General features: G+C 58.0%; 19 protein-coding genes. 4 read left to right on the forward strand and 15 right to left on the reverse strand.

The window, feature by feature from the left end; translation table 11 throughout:
• Positions 1–6: 6 nt before the first annotated feature.
• From W822_RS44035 to alr, 12 genes are all read right to left on the reverse strand, one after another.
• On the reverse strand, positions 7–363 hold the full coding sequence (locus tag W822_RS44035) for an ArsC/Spx/MgsR family protein (protein WP_024007204.1): 357 nt from the start codon (positions 361–363) through the stop codon (positions 7–9).
• Complete coding sequence (locus W822_RS44040) at positions 360–1,160, reverse strand: ABC transporter permease subunit (RefSeq protein ID WP_024007205.1); 801 nt, start codon at positions 1,158–1,160, stop codon at positions 360–362. The genes W822_RS44035 and W822_RS44040 overlap by 4 nt, the downstream gene beginning before the upstream one ends.
• Complete coding sequence (locus W822_RS44045; RefSeq protein WP_024007206.1) at positions 1,157–2,071, reverse strand: ABC transporter permease subunit; 915 nt, start codon at positions 2,069–2,071, stop codon at positions 1,157–1,159. The genes W822_RS44040 and W822_RS44045 overlap by 4 nt, the downstream gene beginning before the upstream one ends.
• Entirely contained in the window at positions 2,068–3,192 is a 1,125-nt protein-coding gene (locus W822_RS44050; protein WP_024007207.1) for an ABC transporter ATP-binding protein, read from the reverse strand. Before W822_RS44050 ends, W822_RS44045 begins: the two co-directional genes overlap by 4 nt.
• A gap of 3 nt (positions 3,193–3,195) precedes the next feature.
• Positions 3,196–4,299: a polyamine ABC transporter substrate-binding protein gene (locus tag W822_RS44055; protein WP_024007208.1), complete on the reverse strand. Its 1,104-nt coding sequence runs from the start codon at positions 4,297–4,299 to the stop codon at positions 3,196–3,198.
• Between the two features lie 73 nt (positions 4,300–4,372).
• On the reverse strand, positions 4,373–5,095 hold the full coding sequence (locus tag W822_RS44060; protein ID WP_024007209.1) for a 3-deoxy-D-manno-octulosonic acid kinase: 723 nt from the start codon (positions 5,093–5,095) through the stop codon (positions 4,373–4,375).
• The gene (locus tag W822_RS44065) at positions 5,088–5,507 is read right to left on the reverse strand and encodes a group II truncated hemoglobin (RefSeq protein WP_024007210.1); all 420 of its coding nucleotides are present in this window, start codon (positions 5,505–5,507) and stop codon (positions 5,088–5,090) included. The genes W822_RS44060 and W822_RS44065 overlap by 8 nt, the downstream gene beginning before the upstream one ends.
• Positions 5,507–8,017, reverse strand: a complete 2,511-nt coding sequence (locus W822_RS44070) for an ABC transporter permease (RefSeq protein WP_253272351.1) — start codon at positions 8,015–8,017, stop codon at positions 5,507–5,509. The genes W822_RS44065 and W822_RS44070 overlap by 1 nt, the downstream gene beginning before the upstream one ends.
• A 23-nt stretch (positions 8,018–8,040) precedes the next feature.
• Positions 8,041–8,811 (reverse strand): sulfite exporter TauE/SafE family protein, encoded by a 771-nt coding sequence (locus tag W822_RS44075; protein WP_051401866.1) that lies wholly within the window; start codon positions 8,809–8,811, stop codon positions 8,041–8,043.
• A gap of 158 nt (positions 8,812–8,969) precedes the next feature.
• Positions 8,970–10,331: a DNA repair protein RadA gene (gene radA, locus W822_RS44080; RefSeq protein ID WP_024007213.1), complete on the reverse strand. Its 1,362-nt coding sequence runs from the start codon at positions 10,329–10,331 to the stop codon at positions 8,970–8,972.
• 26 nt (positions 10,332–10,357) lie between these two features.
• Positions 10,358–11,065: an SDR family oxidoreductase gene (locus tag W822_RS44085; protein WP_024007214.1), complete on the reverse strand. Its 708-nt coding sequence runs from the start codon at positions 11,063–11,065 to the stop codon at positions 10,358–10,360.
• Positions 11,055–12,230 (reverse strand): alanine racemase, encoded by a 1,176-nt coding sequence (gene alr, locus W822_RS44090; RefSeq protein WP_024007215.1) that lies wholly within the window; start codon positions 12,228–12,230, stop codon positions 11,055–11,057. Before alr ends, W822_RS44085 begins: the two co-directional genes overlap by 11 nt.
• 84 nt (positions 12,231–12,314) lie before the next feature.
• Between alr and hpnC the strand changes: the two genes are divergently transcribed.
• Genes hpnC through W822_RS44105 form a run of 3 tightly spaced genes read left to right on the forward strand, consistent with a single transcriptional unit; the run spans position 12,315 to position 15,670 of the window.
• Complete coding sequence (hpnC, locus tag W822_RS44095) at positions 12,315–13,160, forward strand: squalene synthase HpnC (protein ID WP_024007216.1); 846 nt, start codon at positions 12,315–12,317, stop codon at positions 13,158–13,160.
• Positions 13,150–14,031 carry a presqualene diphosphate synthase HpnD gene (hpnD, locus tag W822_RS44100; protein WP_024007217.1) on the forward strand — a complete coding sequence of 294 codons (882 nt, stop codon included), beginning with the start codon at positions 13,150–13,152 and terminating at the stop codon, positions 14,029–14,031. Before hpnC ends, hpnD begins: the two co-directional genes overlap by 11 nt.
• Entirely contained in the window at positions 14,015–15,670 is a 1,656-nt protein-coding gene (locus tag W822_RS44105; protein WP_024007218.1) for a hydroxysqualene dehydroxylase, read from the forward strand. The genes hpnD and W822_RS44105 overlap by 17 nt, the downstream gene beginning before the upstream one ends.
• Positions 15,671–15,788: 118 nt before the next feature.
• Here the strand turns inward: W822_RS44105 and W822_RS44110 are convergent, their stop codons facing one another.
• Positions 15,789–17,567 (reverse strand): chloride channel protein, encoded by a 1,779-nt coding sequence (locus tag W822_RS44110; RefSeq protein ID WP_034281045.1) that lies wholly within the window; start codon positions 17,565–17,567, stop codon positions 15,789–15,791.
• 176 nt (positions 17,568–17,743) lie between these two features.
• On the opposite strand from W822_RS44110, the gene W822_RS44115 reads away from it, so the two are divergent.
• On the forward strand, positions 17,744–18,166 hold the full coding sequence (locus W822_RS44115) for a MarR family winged helix-turn-helix transcriptional regulator (protein WP_024007220.1): 423 nt from the start codon (positions 17,744–17,746) through the stop codon (positions 18,164–18,166).
• Here W822_RS44115 and W822_RS44120 read toward each other — a convergent pair.
• On the reverse strand, positions 18,161–19,390 hold the full coding sequence (locus W822_RS44120; protein WP_024007221.1) for an NnrS family protein: 1,230 nt from the start codon (positions 19,388–19,390) through the stop codon (positions 18,161–18,163). The genes W822_RS44115 and W822_RS44120 overlap by 6 nt on opposite strands.
• A 200-nt stretch (positions 19,391–19,590) precedes the next feature.
• A complete protein-coding gene (thrC, locus tag W822_RS44125; protein ID WP_024007222.1) occupies positions 19,591–21,024 on the reverse strand; it encodes a threonine synthase in 1,434 nt (477 codons plus the stop codon).
• Positions 21,025–21,086: the final 62 nt, after the last annotated feature.

The following is a 21,086-nucleotide window of genomic DNA, read 5'->3' on the forward strand; positions in this document are numbered from 1 at the left end:
TGCCTGTTACGAAAGATGAGCGGCCAGGGTTTTCTCGGCAAAGCCGAATGTGATTGCGCCATCGGCAAACATCGTGACCGGTCGCTTGACCAGGGTGGGAAACTCACCGGCCAGCGCCAGCCATTGCGCTTCGGTCGCGGGCGATTTACGATCTTCGGGCAGGCCGCGCCAGGTTTGCGAACTGCGATTGATCATGTTCTGTGCACCACCGGCCGCTTCGGCCCAAGCCTGCAGCAAGGCCGCGCTGACCGGCTCGTCACGATAATCGGTAAACTCAACCGTTGCGCCCTGTTCCTGCAGCCACTTGCGTGCCTTCACGCAGGTACTGCATCGTTTCAGACCGTATTGGCGTATGACACTCATTGCTTTGTTCGCCCCTGAAAATAATTGGCAACAATCACGAAGGTCCCGACAAGCAGAATCATCAGGGTTGCCAGTGCGTTAACCTCGGGTTTAATGCCGAGCCGAACGCGTGAAAAAACTTCGATTGGTAAGGTAGTATAGCCCGGACCATTCAGAAAGGAGGCAATAACCACATCATCCAGGGACAATGTAAACGCCAGCAGCCAGGCCGACACCAACGCCGGCACGATCAACGGCAGCGTGATGGTAAAGAATACGCGCAGCGGTGGCGCCCCCAGATCAAGTGCCGCCTCTTCAAGCGAGCGATCCAGTTCGCGTACGCGCGACTGGATGACGACAGAGACATAGGCGACGCATAAAGTCACATGTCCCAGCCAGATGGTGAAAATACCGTTGCTTTCCGGAAAGCCGGTGATGTTGCGAATTTCGATAATCATCAACAACAGGGAAATGCCCAGAATGACGTCCGGAATCACCAACGGGGCGTTAAGCATGCCGATATACAGGCCAAACCCTCGGAACGGCCCCTTGCGGGCCAGCACATAGCCTGCCCAGGTGCCGATAATGACGGCCGCAGTGGCCGTCAGAAAGGCGATACGCAAGGAAAGCCAGGCCGCACTAAGCAACGCTCTGTCTTCCAGAAGACTGTTATACCAGCGCAGGGAAAAACCCGACCAGCTTGAGGTCAGCGCCGAGTCGTTGAACGAAAAGACAATGAGGCTCAGAATGGGGATATACAGAAATAGCAATCCCGCGCCCAGGCTAAGCCATTTGAGCCAGCTATTTTCCTGTTTCATGCGCCCCGTCCTTTCAGGGCCCTGGCCTGACTGTACTGGAAGATGACAAGTGGTATCAGCAGGAACAGCGTCATGGCCACGGCCACCGCCGCCGCCACCGGCCAGTTTGTATCGGTGAAATACTGATCCCACATCAGCCGCCCCATCATATAAGTGTTGGTGCCACCCAGCAATTCAGGAATCACGTACTCCCCTACTGTCGGGATAAACACCAGCATGGCACCGGCCACAATGCCCGGGAGAGACAGCGGCAACGTGATGGTCACGAAGGCTTTCCATGGACGGGCGCCCAGATCGTAGGCGGCATGCAGCAGGCGTTGATCCATTTTGACAAGATTGGTATACAGCGGCAAAATGAAAAACGGCAGGTAGGTATAGACCAGACCGATGTACACGGCCAGGTCGGTGCGATAAATTTCAACAGGCCCGTCGGTGATCCCAAGGCCCATAAGTAACTGGTTCAGCAGACCTTCGTTGCGCAAAATGCCGATCCAGGCGTACACCCGCAACAGCAGCGACGTCCAGAACGGCAGGATCACGGCAAGCAACAGCAGATTGCGCAGTCGCGGCGACGATCGGGCAATGTAATACGCCATGGGGTACCCGATGATGGTGCACCACAGCGTTGTGACCAGCGCCATTTTCAATGATTTGAGATAGGCATTGATAAAAAGCGGATCGGTCAGAAGCAGCAGATATCCCTCAAAATGCAGGGACAGCGTCAACACTTCGTCCTTGATATCCACCAGCGGGCCGTACGGCGGAATCCCGAAGGTGGACTCGGAGAAACTGATTTTCAAGACGATAAAAAACGGCACCAGCAGACACAGGACGAGCCAGATGTACGGCGGCAAAATGGCCCATGCGCGCTGGTCGGGCCGATAGCGGCGCAGCGAAGGCAGCGGCTTCATGACGGCAAGACCGTACCGCTGTCCGGTCCCCAGGTAACAAACACCTCATCGTCGATGCCGGGCGCATTCTCCTGACTCAGTTCGATACCCGGCACACTGGCCTCGATGATCTTGCCTGCGTCCAGACGGATCTGGTAAAGCGTGTAGCTGCCCATCCAGGCCACGTGCGTTACCATGCCGTGCCCGATATTGGTTTCGTCATCGGGCTGTTCGATCAGCACGCGAATCTGTTCCGGACGGATGGAGACGAACACTTCCATGCCCAGCGGCTCGCTAACCCCGTGATTGACGAACAACGGACGCATGAGTTCGTCGCTGTCGATCACGATATGATCGGGTTCGTCCACCACGATGGTGCCCGTGAAAATATTGGTCGAGCCGATAAAACCCGCCACAAAGCGCGAGTTCGGAAACATATAGACTTCCTGGGGCGTGCCGCACTGCACGATCTGCCCTTCGGTCATGACGGCGATGCGATTGGCCATGGTCATGGCCTCTTCCTGATCGTGCGTGACCATGACGCAGGTCACGCCGACCTGATCCAGAATCCGCACCAGCTCAATCTGGGTCTTCTGGCGGATCTGCTTGTCCAGCGCAGACATGGGTTCGTCAAGCAACAGGAGCTTGGGCCGCTTGACAAGACTGCGCGCAAGCGCCACCCGTTGCTGCTGCCCGCCCGACAGCTGTGATGGCTTGCGCCGGGCGTAGCCCGCCATTTGCACCAGGTCAAGGGCGGCAAAGACACGGTCGTGAATCTCCTGGCGATCCACGCCTTCCTGCTTCAGGCCATAGGCCACGTTGGCCTCGACGGTCATATGAGGAAACAGTGCATAGGACTGGAACATCATATTGACCGGGCGTTTGTACGGCGGGATGTCGGTCAGGTCGACCCCATCGAGCAAAATTTTGCCCGAAGTGGGGGCCTCAAACCCGGCCAGCATGCGCAGCAGGGTCGATTTGCCGCAACCCGAACTGCCCAGCAGCGCAAAAATCTCGTTGCGCCGGACCGTCAGATTGACCGATTGCACGGCCACCGTATCGCCAAAAATCTTGACGACATCTGCCAGCCGCACGAACTCATCCGCGTCGCTGGCCGCCACCGACAAATACCCCTCGGCCATGGTTTACTTCCCTGACTTGAGTTCAGCCCACAGGCGTGTCTGCAGGCGTGCGATCTTGATCGGCTGGGCCTTGATGACAAAAAGTGTCTTGGCCACGTCTTCACCCGGATAGATCATGGGATTATCGGCAATATCCTTGTTCACGAATTCCCGTGCGGCCTTGTTGGCGTTGGGATAGAACATATTGTTGGTGATCGCCGCATGAACTTTGGGCTCTTCAATGTAATTGATAAAGGCCATGGCGTTTTCCGGATGCGGCGCGTCCTTGGGCACCGCCATGGTGTCAAACCACGCAGGCGCACCACCTTTGGGAATGTAGTAGTCGATCACATAATCTTTTTTGGCTTCTTTGGCGCGGCTGGCCGCGATCATGACATCGCCGGAAAACCCGTAGACCATGCACAGATCACCCGAGGCCAGCTCGTCGATGTAGCCCGATGAGCTGAATTGCCGGATATAAGGGCGGATTTTTTTCAGGACATCCATGGCTGCCTGGTAATCCTCGGCCTTGTCGCTGTTGGGATCCTTGCCCAGATAATGCAGGACGGCCGGAAACACCTGGGCCGCTTCATCCAGGATGGAAATGCCGCAAGCCTGCATTTTTTTTGCATTGTCAGGATTGAACAGGGTTTCCCATGTGCCCAGATCCGCATCATCACCCAGGATGGCTTTGGCACGGGTTACGTTCAGGCCGATGCCATTGGTGCCGTAGCCCCAGGGCACCAGATATTCGTTGCCCGGGTCCACCTGAGCCACCAGCGCCATAATGGCCGGATCCAGATTTTTCCAGTTCGGAATTTTTGATTTGTCCAGCTTCTGGAACAGCCCGCCCTGGAGCTGGCGTGAGGCGTAATGCGTGGACGGCACAACCACGTCGTAGCCGGACTTGCCCGTCAGCAGCTTGGCCTGCAGGATGTCGTTGGTGTCGTAAGTGTCATAACGCACCTTGATACCGGTTTCTTTTTCAAAACCAGAAATGGTGTCCGGCGCGGTGTATTCCGCCCAGTTATATACGTTCAGTATCTTGTCTTCGGCAGCGTGAGCGGCGCTCAAGGTGCACGCCAGCGACACAGCCAGAAAAAGACCGCGGACAGAGGACGATTTCATTGCGTTTTCCCCAAATCGGATTAGAAAAAAAAGGAAATGATAAAGGCATTTTCTGCCTGGGTCATTGATTTTTTTAGCTTTGTTGGTATTGCTGCTGCAATTGTCCCGAAAAAATCACACCCTGCTCTCCCAGCAGCTTTTGCAGGGATCGTCCAAGGCGCTCCAGGGACTGCTCCCGTAATGACGCTGTCATGGTTTTGCGTGACGATTTATCAAAATCAATCAGCCAGATTTTCTGGTTGTCATCCACCAGAATATTATGCGCGTTCAGGTCGGCATGATAGACACGGGCATCATGCAACTGCCGGATGGCGGCCGCCACCGGCGCCACCAGGTGAATGCTGGCAGGGCCCGCCCGACTGATCGCCTGGGCCAGCGAAATGGTATTTTCCAGTCTTTCGGTCATGATCGCAGCCCGATACGTAGCACCACGGCGCTGATAAGCAGCAGCCATGGCACGCGGCACCGGCAGCCCTTCAGCATGCATAGCATTCAGCAGATCAAACTCCCGGAACGAACGGGTGGTTTCTTCGGACACCCACACGTATCGTTCATCAACAAAGCGGCCGATCAGCCCGCCACGGTGATAATGACGCAGAACCGCTTCCCCCCAGGGCGTGCTGACATACCAGGCGGTATTGCGCCCGCCGTCAGAAACCTTGCTGGCCTTGGCGCCCCAGGTGCGGGGGGTGAAGATTTCAATCCGGGCCGGGATGGGGAAATCCGGATGAATCCGGATGCCATGGTGCATCTGGCGCACGGGCCGGTGCGTGCTGCGAAAACCGGGCTCAGCCATCTTTGTTCCGCATCCAGTCGGCCACCCCAAAAAACGAGTGCAGCAAATGTTCCTGCAGGGGCGCCGGTACATTGCAATCCATCATGGCCCGCCCCATGCACGCCACCCATTCGTCGCGTTCCCGGGTACCGATGGCAAACGGCAGATGACGCGCGCGCAGCATGGGATGACCGTACTTTTCGATATAACGGTCGGGTCCGCCCAGATAACCGCTCAGAAACAGAAACAGCTTTTCTCGTGCGTTATCCAGAGACGCACCATGCGTGGCTCGCAAAGCCTTGAAATCAGGTTCCAGGTCCATCAGGTCATAGAAGCGCTCTACCAGCGCATGTAATCCGGCTTCACCGCCGATCTGGTCGTAAAACGTAATTGTGGTGTCCAGATTCTCCACAATATTCAATAGTCTGGCCATTACTCGGCACTCCGTAAAATGAGCAGCGGGGGCGTATTTTTCACCGCACGCAGGGCCATTTTACCCCCTAACCAGGAAGCGGCAAGGCCCAGCACGATTCCGCTCACCCAGGGCAGCACGCCCGTGCTCAGGGAAATATCAAAGACCTGCACGGCAAGCAGTTGGGCAATGAGAATGGCAAAAGCTGCCGCCAGTGTGCCCGACATGACCCCAATCACGATCAGTTCGCTGCGCTGAGCCTGATCCAGTTGCCGCGAAGTGGCGCCCATTGCACGCAGCAACCCCGCCTCATAGCGTCGCTCGTCCTGGGTCGACAGAAAAGCCGTACTCAGCACCACCACACCCGCCGCCAGCGTGAAGACGAACAAAAACTGCACCGCAGCCGTCACGCTGTCCAGAATGCTCTGCAACTGGCGCAATATCCCGGATACGTCAAAGACCGTGATATTGGGGAACTGGCTGACCACATCCTGGGTAAACGCCGCTTTCTGTTCCGGCAAATGAAAGGCCGTAATCCATGTCGCCGGCTTATCCTGCAGGGCCGCGGGCGACAGAATGGCAAAGAAGTTGACCTGCATGGAATCCCACTTGACCGTTCGCAGGCTGGTGACTCTGGCTGTCACGAGTTCGCCGGCCACATCGAAAGTCACTTCGTCGTTTAGCGAGACCCCAAGCTGACGGGCAATGTCATCCTCGAAAGAGACCTCGGCCGCCTTCGGGTCCAGCCAGCGCCCGGCCGCAATCCGGTTGCTTGACGGCAGCTCGGTCAGCCACGACAGATTGAACTCTCTTTCGGCCAGCCGCTGCGTGCGTTCCGATTCGTAGGCAGCCGGATCGACATCCTTGTCGCCGATGCGAATCAGGCGTCCGCGCACCATGGGGTCGAGCACCGGCACACCGAGCCCCTCACGCTCGAACAGCGCATTGAGCGCCGGTATCTGGTCCTGCTGAATATTGATCAGAAAGCGGTTCGGCGCATCGGGTGGCAAGTTATTCTGCCAGGCCGCCAGCAGGTCTGTCCGCAGCAGGCCCAGCAACAGAATAATCATGATTCCCAGCGTGAGTGCGCAGATCTGCACCACAGTCATGCCGCGACGGTTGACCAGTCCGGCCAGCGCAAACCGCAGTACGGGTCGCGACACCAGGGCATGACGCAGCCGCCCCAGCAGCCGCAGAATGACCCAGGCCATGACAGCACAAATCAGCATGGCACCGATAAAGCCGCCAGCGCTAATCAGGGCGAGCTTCGCATTCCCCGTATGCAGCAGGAGCAGTCCCAGCCAGACCAGGACACCCACCAGCACGGCGACCAGCGGCCGGCCGGCGCCTACGTCCAGCTCGCGCCGCAACGCTTTAAGCGGCGGCACCCGTGACAGATGCAGAACGGGTATGACACAAAATCCGAAAGCCAGCACCCAGCCGGTCAGCATACCGGTCGCGCCTGGCACCCAGGAGACCGCGGGCAGCGTGGCCGGGATCAGGCCTGCCAGAAAATACATCAGCACATAATGCAACGCCAGGCCCACAATGACACCTGTGATCGAAGCGAAGGTCGCAATCAGCAGAAACTCGATAGCCACCATGCGCAGAATGGTACTTTGTGTAGCCCCCAAACTGCGCATGACCGCCAGCCCGTCCTGGTGCCGGGCGGAAAAGCGTCTTGCGGCCAGAGCGATGGCCACGCTGGCAATCATGACACTGAGCACGGAGACCAGCGACAGGAACTGCTCGGCCCGGTCCAGCGAAGCCCGGATTTCCGGTCGCGCCGAATCGGTGCCGATAATCTGACGACCCTTGGCCGGCCTGGCCTGCAGCCAGGTGCGCAGCTGGCTGATCTGGTCTGCCGCCCCGGCCATCAACAGGGTTTCCTTGACCCGACTGCCGGGCACCAGCAGCCCCGTTGCCTGCAGATCCGCTTCGTTCATCATCAGGCGCGGCGCGATATTCACAAACGCCACATTGCGGTCCGGTTCGTTTTCAATCAGGGCGGCGACCCTCAGCGTTTTCATGCCGACCCGCAGTTCGGCCTGGGGCGGCGCCTGCAATTGCGCCAGCAGTGCCGGGTCTACCCACACAGTGCCGGCCGGCGGAATACGCTGCACCGATTCGCGTTCAATTGCCGCACCCGTTGATCCTGCGTGTTGCAGTGTCACTGTGCCTTTCAAGGGGTACCCCTCGGAGACGACCTTGACCGAAGCCAGTCTGGACTGGCTGTCAAAGGTCACCATGGAAGGAAATTGCCAGGTTTTGGCGGTCTGCAGCGAGGCCGCGTGCGCCCGATCGATGACCTCCTGTTCAATCGGCGTATCCGATTCATACAACAGGTCGGCGCCCAGCACCTGCCCCGCATTATCATTCAACCCGGATGACACCCGATCGGCCAGGAAACCCACGCTGCAAACGGCAGTGACGGCCACCACGAGCGCCAGTGCAAGCAGGCGTAACTCGCCGGACATCCAGTCGCGGCGAAACAAGCGCCATGCCATTTGCCATATTGCCAAGGGACCCACAGTTTTCTCCAGAATTCAGGCTGTTATTTCCATAACAGCAACACCACGGTCAGATACAGAACAGCGGCGAAAATCAGTTTGAGCGTACGCTCGGGCAGGTAGAACGCCAAACGCACGCCTTGGCGTATCATCAGCATGCCGCCCACGGATAAGGCAATCCCGACTGTCCAGTCTGTATTGCCGTGCCAGGAATACGTGATCAGCGCCACCAGCGTGCCGGGCACGATCATCGACAGCGCCATGGCCTGGGCCGATGTCTGGCGAAATCGGTAGACCACGGTCATGACAGGTACGAGGATGAGCGAGCCGCCCACGCCGAACAGGCCGCCTATGACACCTGAAATAGCTCCGAGTATGACATATTGTGTAAATCCCATGCGGCGGGCAGGCGTCGCATCCGCTTTCTCCTGCCGGGTGCGTGTTCGTAGAGTCTGCCAGATATAGAAAGTGGCGACCGAGGCCAGAAAAACGGCAAACAAATTGCGCAGCATGACGGGACTCATATCCTGCGCCACCAGCGCTGCCAGATGGGTGGCCACCACATTGGCCGCCACACCGATCGCGACACTGCGAAAATCAATGGGAGAGCGCTTATGATAATTTCGCAGCGTCAGCAGCACATTGGAGGCAATCATAAGCAGCGCCGTTCCCTGGGCGAGCTGCTGCGGCATGGCAAACACCAGGGCCAGCATGGGAATGGCAATCAGGCCGCCGCCGATTCCCACAATAGCGCCCACAAAACCGATAGCCGCGCCCAGCGAAACAAACAGCAGCAGATTCAGATACCAATCCATATATTCTCATTCTAAAGCGGTCTGAACCGATCGGGATACGCGCCCGTGAATCGAATCAGCCTTTTCTATCCTGCACATTGCTGCCCGTGTGGGCTACCACGCCCGCAAACCAGGCCCCGCGTACTCACCCGTTCGCGCGTACAGCCCGATTAATACCGTCAGCGGATCAGATCCAGCACTTCATCCAGACGGGAGACAGCCTTGATTTCCAGCCCCTCTATGGGTTGTTTGGGCGCATTGTGCCGGGGAATCAGCGCTACGTTGAAACCCAGTTTGGCCGCCTCACGCAGCCGTTCCTGGCCGCGCGGTGCCGGTCGCACTTCGCCGGCCAATCCGACTTCACCAAACGCAAACAGCCCTTTGGGTAGCGGCTTGTTACGAAGCGACGAAAGAATCGCCAGCAGCACCGGCAAATCGGTTGCCGTTTCGGTAATACGCACGCCGCCCACGGCATTCACAAATACATCCTGATCATAGCTGGCAACCCCCGCATGACGATGCAGCACCGCCAGCAGCATGGCCAGGCGGCTGCCGTCTACTCCCAGCGTCAGCCGGCGCGGATTGGGCACATGTGCCGTGTCGACCAGGGCCTGGATCTCGACCAGAAGCGGTCGCGTACCTTCCTGGGTCGCCACCACGCAGGAACCGGGCACATTGTCGGTATGCTGGGACAGAAACAGCGCCGACGGATTGCTCACGCCCTTCAGCCCCTTGTCGGTCATGGCGAACACACCCAGTTCATTGACTGCGCCATAACGGTTCTTGAAAGCACGGATCAAACGATAAGACGAATCGGTTTCCCCTTCGAAATACAGCACGGTGTCTACAATGTGCTCCAGCACACGGGGGCCGGCCAGGGTGCCATCTTTGGTCACATGGCCGATCATGACCATGGCGACACCCGTCTGTTTGGCGATGCGGGTCAGCTGTGCTGCGCACTCGCGGACCTGTGACACCGATCCGGGTGCAGAAGACAATTGCCCCGAATAGAGTGTCTGAATGGAATCGATGACGGCAACCGCAGGCTTATGCTGCTGCAGGACAGCCTGTATGCTTTCGAGTTGAATTTCAGCAACCAGCTGGACGGCACCGGTCACCAGATCCAGGCGCTTGGCGCGCAACGCGACCTGCTCGGCCGATTCTTCCCCGGTAATATAGAGCACCGGTGTGGTACGCGAGAGCGATGCCAGCGCCTGCAGCAGCAATGTCGATTTGCCGATGCCCGGGTCGCCGCCGATCAGCACCACGCCGCCAGGCACCAGACCACCGCCCAGAACGCGGTCAAACTCCGACAGGCCTGTGGGTTGACGGGGCGTGTCCCGCGCTTCGATATCGGCGAGATTTCTGACCGGGGCCGCTTCCGCCAGGTGCGCATAGCGATTGGGGGCGGCGGCAGCCGTACCCCGCTCTACTGTTTCTTCCAGTGTATTCCATGCCTGACAATGTGGACACTGCCCCTGCCATTTGGCGCTCACGCCTCCGCATTCCTGACAGACATAAACCGTTTTTGCTTTCGCCATACTGCTCCTTGTTGCCAGGGTCGTCCTCAGATGGACGATCCCCCATCCACGCCAATGTTCTGCCCGGTAATATAGGCGGCTTCATCCGACAGCAGGAAAGCGACCACGGCTGCGACCTCTTCCGGACGACCCATGCGCTTCATGGGTACCCGCGCCAGCAATTGCTTTTCTTCTTCGCTGCCCGCCGGCTGCCCCTTGCGAAAGAACTCGGTTTCAATCGGTCCGGGAGAGACGGCATTCACCGTAATACCGTATTCGGCCAGCTCCAGCGCCCAGGTTTTGGTACAGCCTATCAATGCCGCCTTGGACGCGGAATAACTGGTACGACCGGCCTTGCCGCGGGCTGCGCGGCTGGCGATATTGACGATCCGCCCTTCGCGGCGCATTTTCATTGATTCCACGAAAGCCTGCGTGACCTGCACCGCAGCGCGCAGATTGACATCGTAGGACTGGTACAGCGAGGACAGATTCACTTCGCCCAGGTTTTCCGCCAACACGACACCCGCGTTATTGACCACGGCATCAACCGGGTACTTCTCACGGATCATGCGCAGCATTTCTTCTGTATGACCGGCGTCGTTCAGATCGCACTGATACAGGAAACCGGGAAAATCAATATCACTGACCTGCCGGGCAATGCCGACCACATGAGCGCCGGCATCGCTTAAGCGACGGGTGATGGCCCAGCCGATGCCCTTGGTGGCGCCGGTAACAAGCACGCATTTATTTTTCAATGGATTCTCCTGGTTGTTCGATATGAACCGGGACGCGCATTGCCAGTGCGCACAGCAGTTCGTAGGCAATTGTACCTGCCGATGCCGCGACCTCGTCGATATGCGGTCCCCGCTCGCCCCACAAGGTGACCCAATCACCGGCAACAGCATCGGGCACCGGATCCAGGTCGATGGTCAGCATATCCATGGACACGCGCCCCGCCAGTTGCGTCTGCACACCGTTCACCCAAGCTGGGGTGCCCGAAGGTGCGCTGCGCGGATACCCATCGGCATAACCACAGGCAACGACACCGATTCGCATGTCACGGGTTGCCGTAAAGGTAGAGCCGTAACCCACGCTTTGGCCTTCTTTGATATGCTGCACCGACAGCAGGCGTGCCTGCAGCGTCATGGTCTGGCGCAGGCCGAACTCGTCGCCGGTGGTGTTGGCAAACGGCGATGACCCATACAGACAAATACCGGGCCGCACCCAGTTGTCAGCCTCTGAAACAGCCAGTTGGGGGTAACGCAGGACCGCAGCCGAATTGCACAGACTGATCGGGCCCTGGATGTTGCCCACCGTCTCGCGAAATACCTGCACCGGCGCGTCCACCGCACCTTGTGCACCATCGGCGTCGGCAAAATGCGTCATAAAACCGATGCGGCCGATCTTGCCCTGCTGCTGCAGCGTGAGCAGATCCTGGTGCGCCTGTGCAAACTGCTGTGGCGCGAAACCCAGCCGGTTCATGCCGGTGTTTATCTTAAGAAAGACATCCAGCGGCGTTGCCAGCGTAGCTGACTGCAGCATGCGAATCTGTTCCGGATGATGAATGGTGCTCATGACTTTGTTTTGCTGCAGCACGGGCAAGTCCCGTTCCTCGAAAAAACCTTCGAGCATCAATAGCGGTTTGTCCCAGCCGGCCTGGCGGCAGCGCACGGTTTCCTGCAGATCCAGCATCGCCAGGCCATCGGCCTGGGCGAAACCGCGAATGCCATTTTCCAGCCCGTGGCCGTAGGCATTGGCCTTGATGACGGCCCAGATATACGTGGCCCCCAGCCGCGCTGTGGCCGTATCGGGCTGCGTTGAGGCCGGCGCCTGTCGGGCATTGTCAAGATATTGCCGAATAAGACTCAGGTTGTGGGACATGGCCGGCAGTGAAATCACTGCCCGGATCGGACGCGGCATAGAGTGGCTCCCCAGTTCAATTTCGTCATGCTGGATTGATCAGGGTAAATTATAATCATTGCGTCATCACATTAGCGCGTATTCATGTCCGTCGACCATTATGAGAATTTTCCGGTGGCCTCTGTGCTGCTGCCCAGGCATTTGCGTTCCGCCGTCACGGCCATATACGCCTTTGCCCGTCAGGCGGACGATATTGCAGATGAAGGCCAGGCCAGCGCAGAAAGTCGACTGGCGCAACTGAACGCGTTCGATCAGGCCCTGCTGCATATAAAGGACAGCAACTGTTCCGCGACCCATTTCGAGCAGGTCCCGCAAGCCGTGTTTCTGGCCTTGCAGCGGGAAATACGCGCGCATGCGCTGCCGATCCAACCCTTGCGCGACCTGCTGGTCGCATTCCGGCAGGATGTCGAGCACATCCCGTTTCAGCACGACACCGATCTGTGGGCCTATTGCCGTTACTCGGCCAATCCGGTTGGCCGCCTTTTACTGCACTTGTACCGCAAGACAGACGACGCATCGCTTGCGCTGTCGGACCAGATCTGCACGGGTCTGCAACTGGTCAATTTCTGGCAGGACATCGCGATTGACACCCGGCGTCACCGCTATTATCTGCCTGCCGACAGGCTCGCCGCCTATGGCATGACACACGCGGATCTGGACAATCGGCAACTGAATCACCAATGGCCCCGGTTAATGCAGGAAAACACCGCATTTGCACGTAGAATACTGCTTACTGGTGCGCCGCTGTGCGCACGTCTGCGCGGCCGGCCTGGCCTGGAACTCAAAATGATCGTCCAGGGCGGCTTGCGCATACTGGAAAAAATAGACGCCGTTGCGGGCGACGTCTTCCATCACCGACCAACACTGAATAAAAAAGACTGGGCCCTGATGACATGGCGCAGCTTACGAAACCATCACTATGACACCTGACCAATATTGCCAAGAAAAGGCGGCGCGCAGCGGTTCGAGCTTTTACTATGCCTTTCTGTTTTTGCCGGCTGAACAACGCCGTGCCATTACTGCCGTGTATGCGTTCTGTCGCGAAGTAGACGATGTGGTCGACGAATGCACCGATCCTTCGGTTGCCCGTATCAAGCTGGCCTGGTGGAGCAAGGAAATCCACAAGCTGTTCGAAGGCCAGGCGGAACACCCCGTCACCCGCGCCCTGCAGCCGCATCTGGCGCCGTTCGGACTGCGCGAGGCGCAATTTCAGGCGGTGATCGACGGTATGGAAATGGATCTGGACCAAACGCGGTATATGGACTGGCCCGGTTTGCGCAAATACTGCTGGCACGCCGCCGGTGTGGTGGGCCAGTTGTCGGCACAGATTTTTACCTACCAGAATGGCGATACGCCGGCCTACGCCGAAAAACTCGGCCTGGCCCTGCAAATGACAAACATCATTCGCGATGTGGGCGACGATGCCCGGCGTGGCCGTATTTATCTGCCAATAGACGATTTGCAGAAACATAATGTGAAAGCCGCCGATATTCTGAACAGCCGGGAAACCGATGACTTTCGCGCCCTGATGGCATTTCAGACAGCGCGCGCACGCGGACTTTATAAAGAGGCGATGGCGCTGCTGCACGAACAGGATCGCCGCGCACAACGGCCGGGGCTGATGATGGCCGCCATTTATTACACATTGCTGTGCGAAATCGAAAAAGACGGCTGGCCGGTGCTGACCAGTCGCATCTCGCTGACGCCACTGCGCAAACTCGTCATTGCCTGGAAGATATGGGTAGGCGGCGGCAAAGGGTTCATCCGTAAAATACGGGCACTGGATGTTCCGGCAAACTGAGCGCAGCAATCGCCCACGCGTGGCCGTGGTGGGTGCCGGATGGGCGGGCCTGGCAGCGGCATGGAAACTGGAACAGGCGGGCTGTCGGACCGACGTCTTCGAACAGGCGCCCGTACTCGGCGGGCGCGCCCGCAAGGCGCTTATCCCGCGTCGCAATCTGGTACTGGACAACGGCCAGCATCTGATGCTGGGCGCATACGGACAGATATTGGCCCTTATGCAGGAGATCGGCATTGATCTGGATAAGGCATTGCTGCGATTGCCGCTGCAACTGAACTCACTGAATAAACAGTTCGGCTTGCGCGTGAATCCCGCGTATCCAGGCCCACTGCGCCTGCCGCTGGCGCTCGTGCGCCTGAAGGGGTTGGCTGCCCGCGAAAAATTTGCGCTGGTCCGCGCACTATTTCAATTGCAATTGGCTGGCTGGCGTGTCGAACCGGCGCTCTCGGTAAAGGCTTGGCTGGACGCGCAACGTCAGCCTCCTGCCCTGAGAGATCTCTTCTGGGCACCGCTGTGCATCGCCACGCTCAACACGCCATTGGCACAGGCCTCGATGGCCTTGTTTGCCCGTGTTCTGAAAGACAGCCTTGGCGCAGGCGCCGAGGCCTGTGACCTGATTCTGCCTCGCGTCGACCTGAGTACCCTGTGGCCGCAAGCACTGGCGCGCCGATTGACGGTGCACACCAATACACCCGTGCGCGGCATCACGTATACGCAAGATGGCTACACCGTGCAGACCGGCAGGCGGAAAAAAAACGCAGATATGAGTGGGAGTACGAATGGGGGATGTGCGAACGGCGAGCATGCGAACGGTGGGGGGGCGAACGCCGGAAATGCGAATGACGAAAATGCGACGACATTCGATGCAGTGGTCCTGGCGACTCCCCCGCTTATTTGCCATCGCCTGCTTGCACGCCTGTCACAAGGTGGTACTCACGATCTGTCCGACGGTTCGCGTGCGTCCGTTCACGGCGCTGTGATACAGGCCGGTGATGGGACGCTTTCACCCATGGATCCGAACGGCGTCGCACCCCTGCTGGGACAATTGCAGGCATTTCAATACCATGCCATTGCAACGCTGACGGTCTTTCTCGCAGCTCCCTTCCCTCTGCATGAATGCATGTATATGCTCAATGAAAATCGGGCGCTCGGACATGACGGCCAGTGGCTGTTCAACCGAAGCCGCTTCATGCACCCTTCTGACAATCCCAGCGCCGGTATGGCGAACGACGACTCCGCATGCGCCCGCGACGCTGAAGAACCTGCCAGCAACGTAAATGAGGACCATCATCACGCCATTTCAATCGTGATAAGTCATGCCGATCATCTGGTCGGAGCAGATAAAAATACGATTGCCAGTGCCGTACTTGACCAGATCAGCAGCCAGCTGCCCGACGGACTGTCGCTCCCCGCCGTGCTCGGCCATGAACTGATCATCGAAAAACGCGCTACCTTTGCCGCGACGCCCCAACTGGCGCGACCAGGCAATCGCACGCCATGGCCTGGGCTGTTTCTGGCGGGAGACTGGACAGATACCGGATATCCAGCGGTGCTGGAAGGCGCCGTCATGAGCGGCATCGCCGCAGCAAAGGCGGCCCATGAATTTATTGCCGCTCGGCGACAGCGGCAACATCGGTAGCGCCGGCGAGATCTGCTGCATCAGCACTTCAGCTATATCAGCACTTCGGCAGCATCCGAGGCAATGGCGGCACCGTCGGCCACTCATGTGAGCCGCCGTCATCCCTGAACAGCTCTGTCTACCGGCCTGACCGACCTTTGCGCCCCATCAATGCAGTGCGATCATGGGTTTCGCTATTTAGCCGCTGGCGTACACGCATCAGATCTTTCCACCCGATATAACCGACCAGTGATCCGTCGGTACGGGAAACGACCGGCAAGTGTGCGACATTGGCATGCACAAGCTTGTCCACCAGACCCGCCAAATACTCGTCGGGATACGCCAGCGTTATTTTTTTCCCGCGCAATAGTTGTTCCAGCGTCTGATCGCGATGCTCACCGGCGCGCCGCCAGGCCAATACCGATGGTGGATCCACAATCCCCAGCACCTGGCCCTGCTCATCAACCACCGGAAAACTCGGATGGCGGGTATCGGGCGCAGTCAGGAAACGAACCGCAGCGCGCAGCGTCATGGCGGCCGGCACGCTGACAACCTGAGCAGTCATCACGTCGCGCACATGCGTCAGCTCAAATGGATCGACGCGATATTCGCGCACAATATGGTGTCCGCGCCGGGCAATCTTTTCGGTCAGAATCGAGCGCTTCATCAGCAACACCGTCATCGCGTGTGCAGTGACGCAGGCTACAATCAGCGGCAATAAAGCATGGACATTGCCCGTCAGTTCAACCGCAAAAAAGGTTGCTGTCAACGGCGCACGCATGGTGCCTCCCATCATGGCCGCCATGGCCAGCAAGGCCCAGAAACCCGGACTCGCATCCGGCAGCCAGCCGGCCAGCGCCGCGCCCAGGGCACCGCCCATGATCAACAGCGGGGCCAGCACGCCGCCCGAGGTGCCCGACCCCAGCGCCACCGACCAGATGATCGCCTTGACCAGCAACAGCATAATCGCCGCCACGCCCAGCATCTGACCATCGAGCATGGCCGAAATGTTTTCATAACCCACGCCCAGCGCGCGCGGATCGACCAGGCCACCAATCCCCACAACCAGCCCGCCAATCATGGGCCACCACATCCAGTGTATCGGCAGCCGCTGGAAACCGTCTTCGCATGCGTAAACCAGTTGCGTCAGGACCCCCGACAGCAGGCCGGCAGCAATCCCGATCGCAATCCACCCGGCAAAGCCGGGCAGGCTGGTCATCATCGTGCCGTCGAAAGGAAACAGCGGTCCGCCCATGCCCATCAGACTGCGTCCGAGCTCAGCCACTGTCGCCGCTACGACCACAGGAATAAAGCTGCGCGGGCTCCATTCGAACAGCAGCAATTCGACCGCCAGCATGATGGCTGCGATGGGGGTTCCAAACACCGTTGTCATACCGGCAGCGGCACCCGCCACCAACAGCGTCTTGCGCTCATTATCGGATACAGGCAACGCCTGTGCGATCAGCGAACCAATGGCGCCTCCCGTCATGATAATAGGACCCTCTGCACCAAAGGGGCCGCCGGTACCGATGGCAATAGCCGATGACAATGGCTTTAGGACGGCCACTTTCGCGTCCAGGCGAGAACGGCCCAGCAAAATTGCTTCGATCGCTTCGGGAATGCCATGGCCGCGGATTTTTTCACTGCCGTAACGCGCAATCAATCCAATCAGCAGTGAACCCACGACAGGGATACCGACAGACCACAACCCCAAAGAGACGCTTCCCAGCTGCGACTCCTCGAATGAAAAACGGCCGAAGTAAGCCAGATTGGTGCATAAGCGGATCAACTGCAAAAGCAGCATGCCGGCGAACATGGCGGCAATGGCCACCGGTACGGCAATGCCAATTACAAAAAGTACTCGCTTATCCGTTGAAAAATCGCTGAGCTGACGATTACGGATGTGTTTATTAGTCATGAAAAAAAGGGGCAACACAAGCGAACAGGCCTGCCACTCATGCAACTTATTTATATAAAGACGGTGGGGAAAAATAGAGAAGCTGACTATTATATCGTAATACGATATAAATTTTCAAATCATGATCTGCTACACTGATATTCCCGTTTCTTCCAATCCGCTATTCGTACATCGCTATGCCCGACGACACACTAGACCAATCCGATTACACTGCTCTGGCCGAATTTCGCTATTTGATACGATGTTTTCTTGAGTTCAGTGAAGAGCGGGCCAAATCCGTTGGGCTGACATCGCGGCAGCATCAGGCTTTACTGGTGATCAAAGGTTATGGCAAAGGGGAACCGATTACCGTCGGCACACTGGCCGAGCGCCTGAGAATCAAGCACCATAGTGCGGTGGAACTGGCCAATCGGCTGGTCGACAGCGACCTGATCGAACGTATCGCCGATGAAGAGGATCAGCGCAAAGTGCTTCTGCAACTGACCCGGCTGGCCGAAAAACAACTGGCATCGCTGTCGGCGGCACACCAGGATGAACTCTCCCGCATCGAGCCCATGCTCAAACGCGTGCTGGCGCGCGGCAAAAAACAGCGATCATGATTTTTTTTCGGATGGACGAATTATCATTCCCGGCGCAACGGGGTTTGCGGTCGGTCGCGGGCTGACAAGAATCGGCACAAAACGGTAGAGGTACAAGCCAAATGCGCCGATCCACGCAGCGGCAGCCAGATGCAACATTGGCAAGGTCACAGATGGCATGATCAGCGCTGCCACACGAGCCACGGTTGCAAGCACAACCAGAGCGTAGCTGAACACCATCTTGCGGTCCGCCTTCAGCGGCCAGCCTGTATGCCCCAATGCAGTACGTGTAATCATGCCCATAATCATCACCGAGAAGCCACCCATGGCAATGACGTGCACATAAAGCGCCTGACGGTCCATCCAGCCCGGGTGCCAGCCCATGAAGTAGCAGGCCGCCAATAACAGCCCCGCGCCCAGGAATAACCAGGACAGATACAATACCCACAACAAGGGCACGCCGACCACCCTGCCCGGCTTCCATTGAACAAGTTGATACAGGGCAATCGCCCCGGCCACTGCCGCACCCAGGCCCACCAGCCTATCAAGGCCAGCCACCACCGCAAGCAGGGCCACTGCACAGGCCACCAGTTGCACCAGGCCTGAACGCTGATGCATGGGGATCGTCAATCCGGCAATGGCCCGGCTTGCAAAAAAGGGAATGACCCGACGTGCAATCAACAGCGCAATGAAAACCATGCACAAAATACCGGTGCGCATGAAGTCGGTCAGCAGCATCGCCTTGCCCTGTGCAATCGCGAGCACAAACAGAACATGACTGCCTCCCAATAGCAAAACCATCCACGGCAAAACATAGTTGCGCTTACTGCGCGCCCGGAAAATCACCCGCCAGAGCGCCAGCGCGGCAGTCAGATAAAACAGCGCATCAGCAACCGCGCCCAGTACAAATGCCGCATCGCCTCGCGCCAGATAGGCCATGCGAGCCACCAGCCAGCACAGCGCCAGCGCACCCAGCGCACCTCCTTTGATCGGATTGATACCCGTCCAGGTTGCACTGGCGGTCGTCAGAAAACCGACGGCGATGGTGGCGACGAATCCCCACAGCATTTCATGGGCATGCCACCAGACACCATTCAATCTACCGCCCAGCAGATGCGGCGCGAACACCCAGATCGCAACGGAAATAAGCGCCCACAGCGAGCCGGCAATATACAGCGGCCGAAACCCCAGGGAGAGAAAGGCCGACAGGGAAAATCGCGGCAATGGCGTGGCAGGTGCATTCATGGCGAGAAGACCGTTTCATGGTTATATAATATGCATATTATATACATCTTAATAAGAGCCGACCAGCCCGGTGCAGACATCGAATTTGTCATAAATCAACGGATGTTCACGCTGGTGCCTGAATACATCTAAAAAAAAATCGACCCCGAGGGATCGATTTTTGTATTGTCTTCGCAGTTAAAGGGCCACTGTCAACGCGCTCAGGTCAACGCCCGGGCCTTGATATAGTCGCGGATGGCTTCAACGTCATTATCCATGATCACCACTTTCTGTGGCAGATCACTCAACGCCTTAAGGTGCTCAGGCACGGGAGCGGCGGCGCCGGTGGCTTCCTGAATGGTTTCGCCGAACTTGGCCGGCAGCGCAGTTTCCAGCACCAGCATGGGAATGCCCTCTTCGACAAATTCCCGCGCCACTTTGACGCCATCTGCCGTATGTGGATCAATCAGCACACCACTCTCCCGCTGCAACCCCGCAATCGTATCGAGCCGATCCTGGTGGGAGCTGTTGCCCGCCACGAAACCGAACTCCTCGGTAAAGCGCGCTTTCTCTGCGGACAGATCAAATGCCCCGTCCTGATCCAGTTTTTTCCATGTTGCAGCCAGCCGCTTCGAATCGCGGCCAAGCAGATCAAAGACAAACCGTTCAAAATTGGATGCCTTGGAAATGTCCATGGACGGACTGGACGTCGCCAGTGTCTCCGCACTTACCCGGGGGCGGTAGATACCGGTATGGAAGAATTCTTCCAGAACGTTGTTTTCATTGGTCGCCAGCACCAGCCTATGAATAGGCAATCCCATACGACGTGCAAAATGACCTGACAGAATATTACCGAAATTGCCCGAAGGGACTGTGAACGATACCTTGCTGCCCGATACGTCGGCGCCGCTACCGGCGGCCTCGTCGGTGCTGCGCAACCAGGCCCAGAAGTAATACACGATCTGCGCGCAAATGCGGGCCCAGTTGATGGAATTGACTGCACCCAGATGGTACTGGCTCTTGAAGGTCACATCACCGGCCAGCGCCTTGACGATATCCTGGCAATCATCGAACACGCCCTTGACCGAAATATTATGAATATTTTCATCCATCAGCGAATACATCTGGGCGCGCTGAAAGGCGCTCATGCGACCATGGGGCGACAGCATGAACACCGACACGCCAAGTTTGCCCCGCATGGCGTACTCGGCCGCCGATCCCGTATCACCCGAGGTGGCACCCAGAATATTGAGCTTGCGGCCTTCACGCGCCAGCACGTATTCAAACACCTGTCCCAGAAACTGCATGGCCAAATCCTTGAATGCCAGCGTCGGCCCTTCGGACAGCCCGACCAGCGTCATGGCATCGTTCAGCGGTTTGAGCGGCACAATCTCGCTGCCGGAAAAAACCGATTCGTTGTAGGCTGCCTTGCAAATGCGCTCCAGATCGACTCGTGGAATATCGTCAATGTACAGGCCCAGAATTTCCGTCGCCAGCTCTGCATAAGATAAGGAACGCCAGGCCTCAAGCTGTTTGGCGCTGACCGATGGAATACTTTCGGGCACGGCCAGTCCGCCATCGCGGGCCAGCCCTTCCAGCAGGATCTCGGAAAATGAAACCGGGCTCATACCGCCACGGGTCGAAATATATTTCATCGTAACTCCACTAAACCGGCTTGCCGCCGGTGGCAAAATGACCTGACCGCGCACGAACCACA

Origin of the sequence: Advenella kashmirensis W13003, assembly GCF_000506985.1 — a bacterium.
Lineage (GTDB): Bacteria > Pseudomonadota > Gammaproteobacteria > Burkholderiales > Burkholderiaceae_B > Advenella > Advenella kashmirensis_A.

Excerpts from the sequence above, each read along its gene's own strand:
- W822_RS44035 (WP_024007204.1), bottom strand. The coding sequence starts at position 363 with ATGAGTGTCATACGCCAATACGGTCTGAAACGATGCAGTACCTGCGTG.
- W822_RS44040 (WP_024007205.1), bottom strand. The coding sequence starts at position 1,160 with ATGAAACAGGAAAATAGCTGGCTCAAATGGCTTAGCCTGGGCGCGGGA.
- W822_RS44045 (WP_024007206.1), bottom strand. The coding sequence starts at position 2,071 with ATGAAGCCGCTGCCTTCGCTGCGCCGCTATCGGCCCGACCAGCGCGCA.
- W822_RS44050 (WP_024007207.1), bottom strand. The coding sequence starts at position 3,192 with ATGGCCGAGGGGTATTTGTCGGTGGCGGCCAGCGACGCGGATGAGTTC.
- W822_RS44055 (WP_024007208.1), bottom strand. The coding sequence starts at position 4,299 with ATGAAATCGTCCTCTGTCCGCGGTCTTTTTCTGGCTGTGTCGCTGGCG.
- W822_RS44060 (WP_024007209.1), bottom strand. The coding sequence starts at position 5,095 with ATGGCTGAGCCCGGTTTTCGCAGCACGCACCGGCCCGTGCGCCAGATG.
- W822_RS44065 (WP_024007210.1), bottom strand. The coding sequence starts at position 5,507 with ATGGCCAGACTATTGAATATTGTGGAGAATCTGGACACCACAATTACG.
- W822_RS44075 (WP_051401866.1), bottom strand. The coding sequence starts at position 8,811 with ATGGATTGGTATCTGAATCTGCTGCTGTTTGTTTCGCTGGGCGCGGCT.
- radA (WP_024007213.1), bottom strand. The coding sequence starts at position 10,331 with ATGGCGAAAGCAAAAACGGTTTATGTCTGTCAGGAATGCGGAGGCGTG.
- alr (WP_024007215.1), bottom strand. The coding sequence starts at position 12,230 with ATGCCGCGTCCGATCCGGGCAGTGATTTCACTGCCGGCCATGTCCCAC.
- hpnC (WP_024007216.1), top strand. The coding sequence starts at position 12,315 with ATGTCCGTCGACCATTATGAGAATTTTCCGGTGGCCTCTGTGCTGCTG.
- hpnD (WP_024007217.1), top strand. The coding sequence starts at position 13,150 with ATGACACCTGACCAATATTGCCAAGAAAAGGCGGCGCGCAGCGGTTCG.
- W822_RS44105 (WP_024007218.1), top strand. The coding sequence starts at position 14,015 with ATGTTCCGGCAAACTGAGCGCAGCAATCGCCCACGCGTGGCCGTGGTG.
- W822_RS44110 (WP_034281045.1), bottom strand. The coding sequence starts at position 17,567 with ATGACTAATAAACACATCCGTAATCGTCAGCTCAGCGATTTTTCAACG.
- W822_RS44115 (WP_024007220.1), top strand. The coding sequence starts at position 17,744 with ATGCCCGACGACACACTAGACCAATCCGATTACACTGCTCTGGCCGAA.
- W822_RS44120 (WP_024007221.1), bottom strand. The coding sequence starts at position 19,390 with ATGAATGCACCTGCCACGCCATTGCCGCGATTTTCCCTGTCGGCCTTT.
- thrC (WP_024007222.1), bottom strand. The coding sequence starts at position 21,024 with ATGAAATATATTTCGACCCGTGGCGGTATGAGCCCGGTTTCATTTTCC.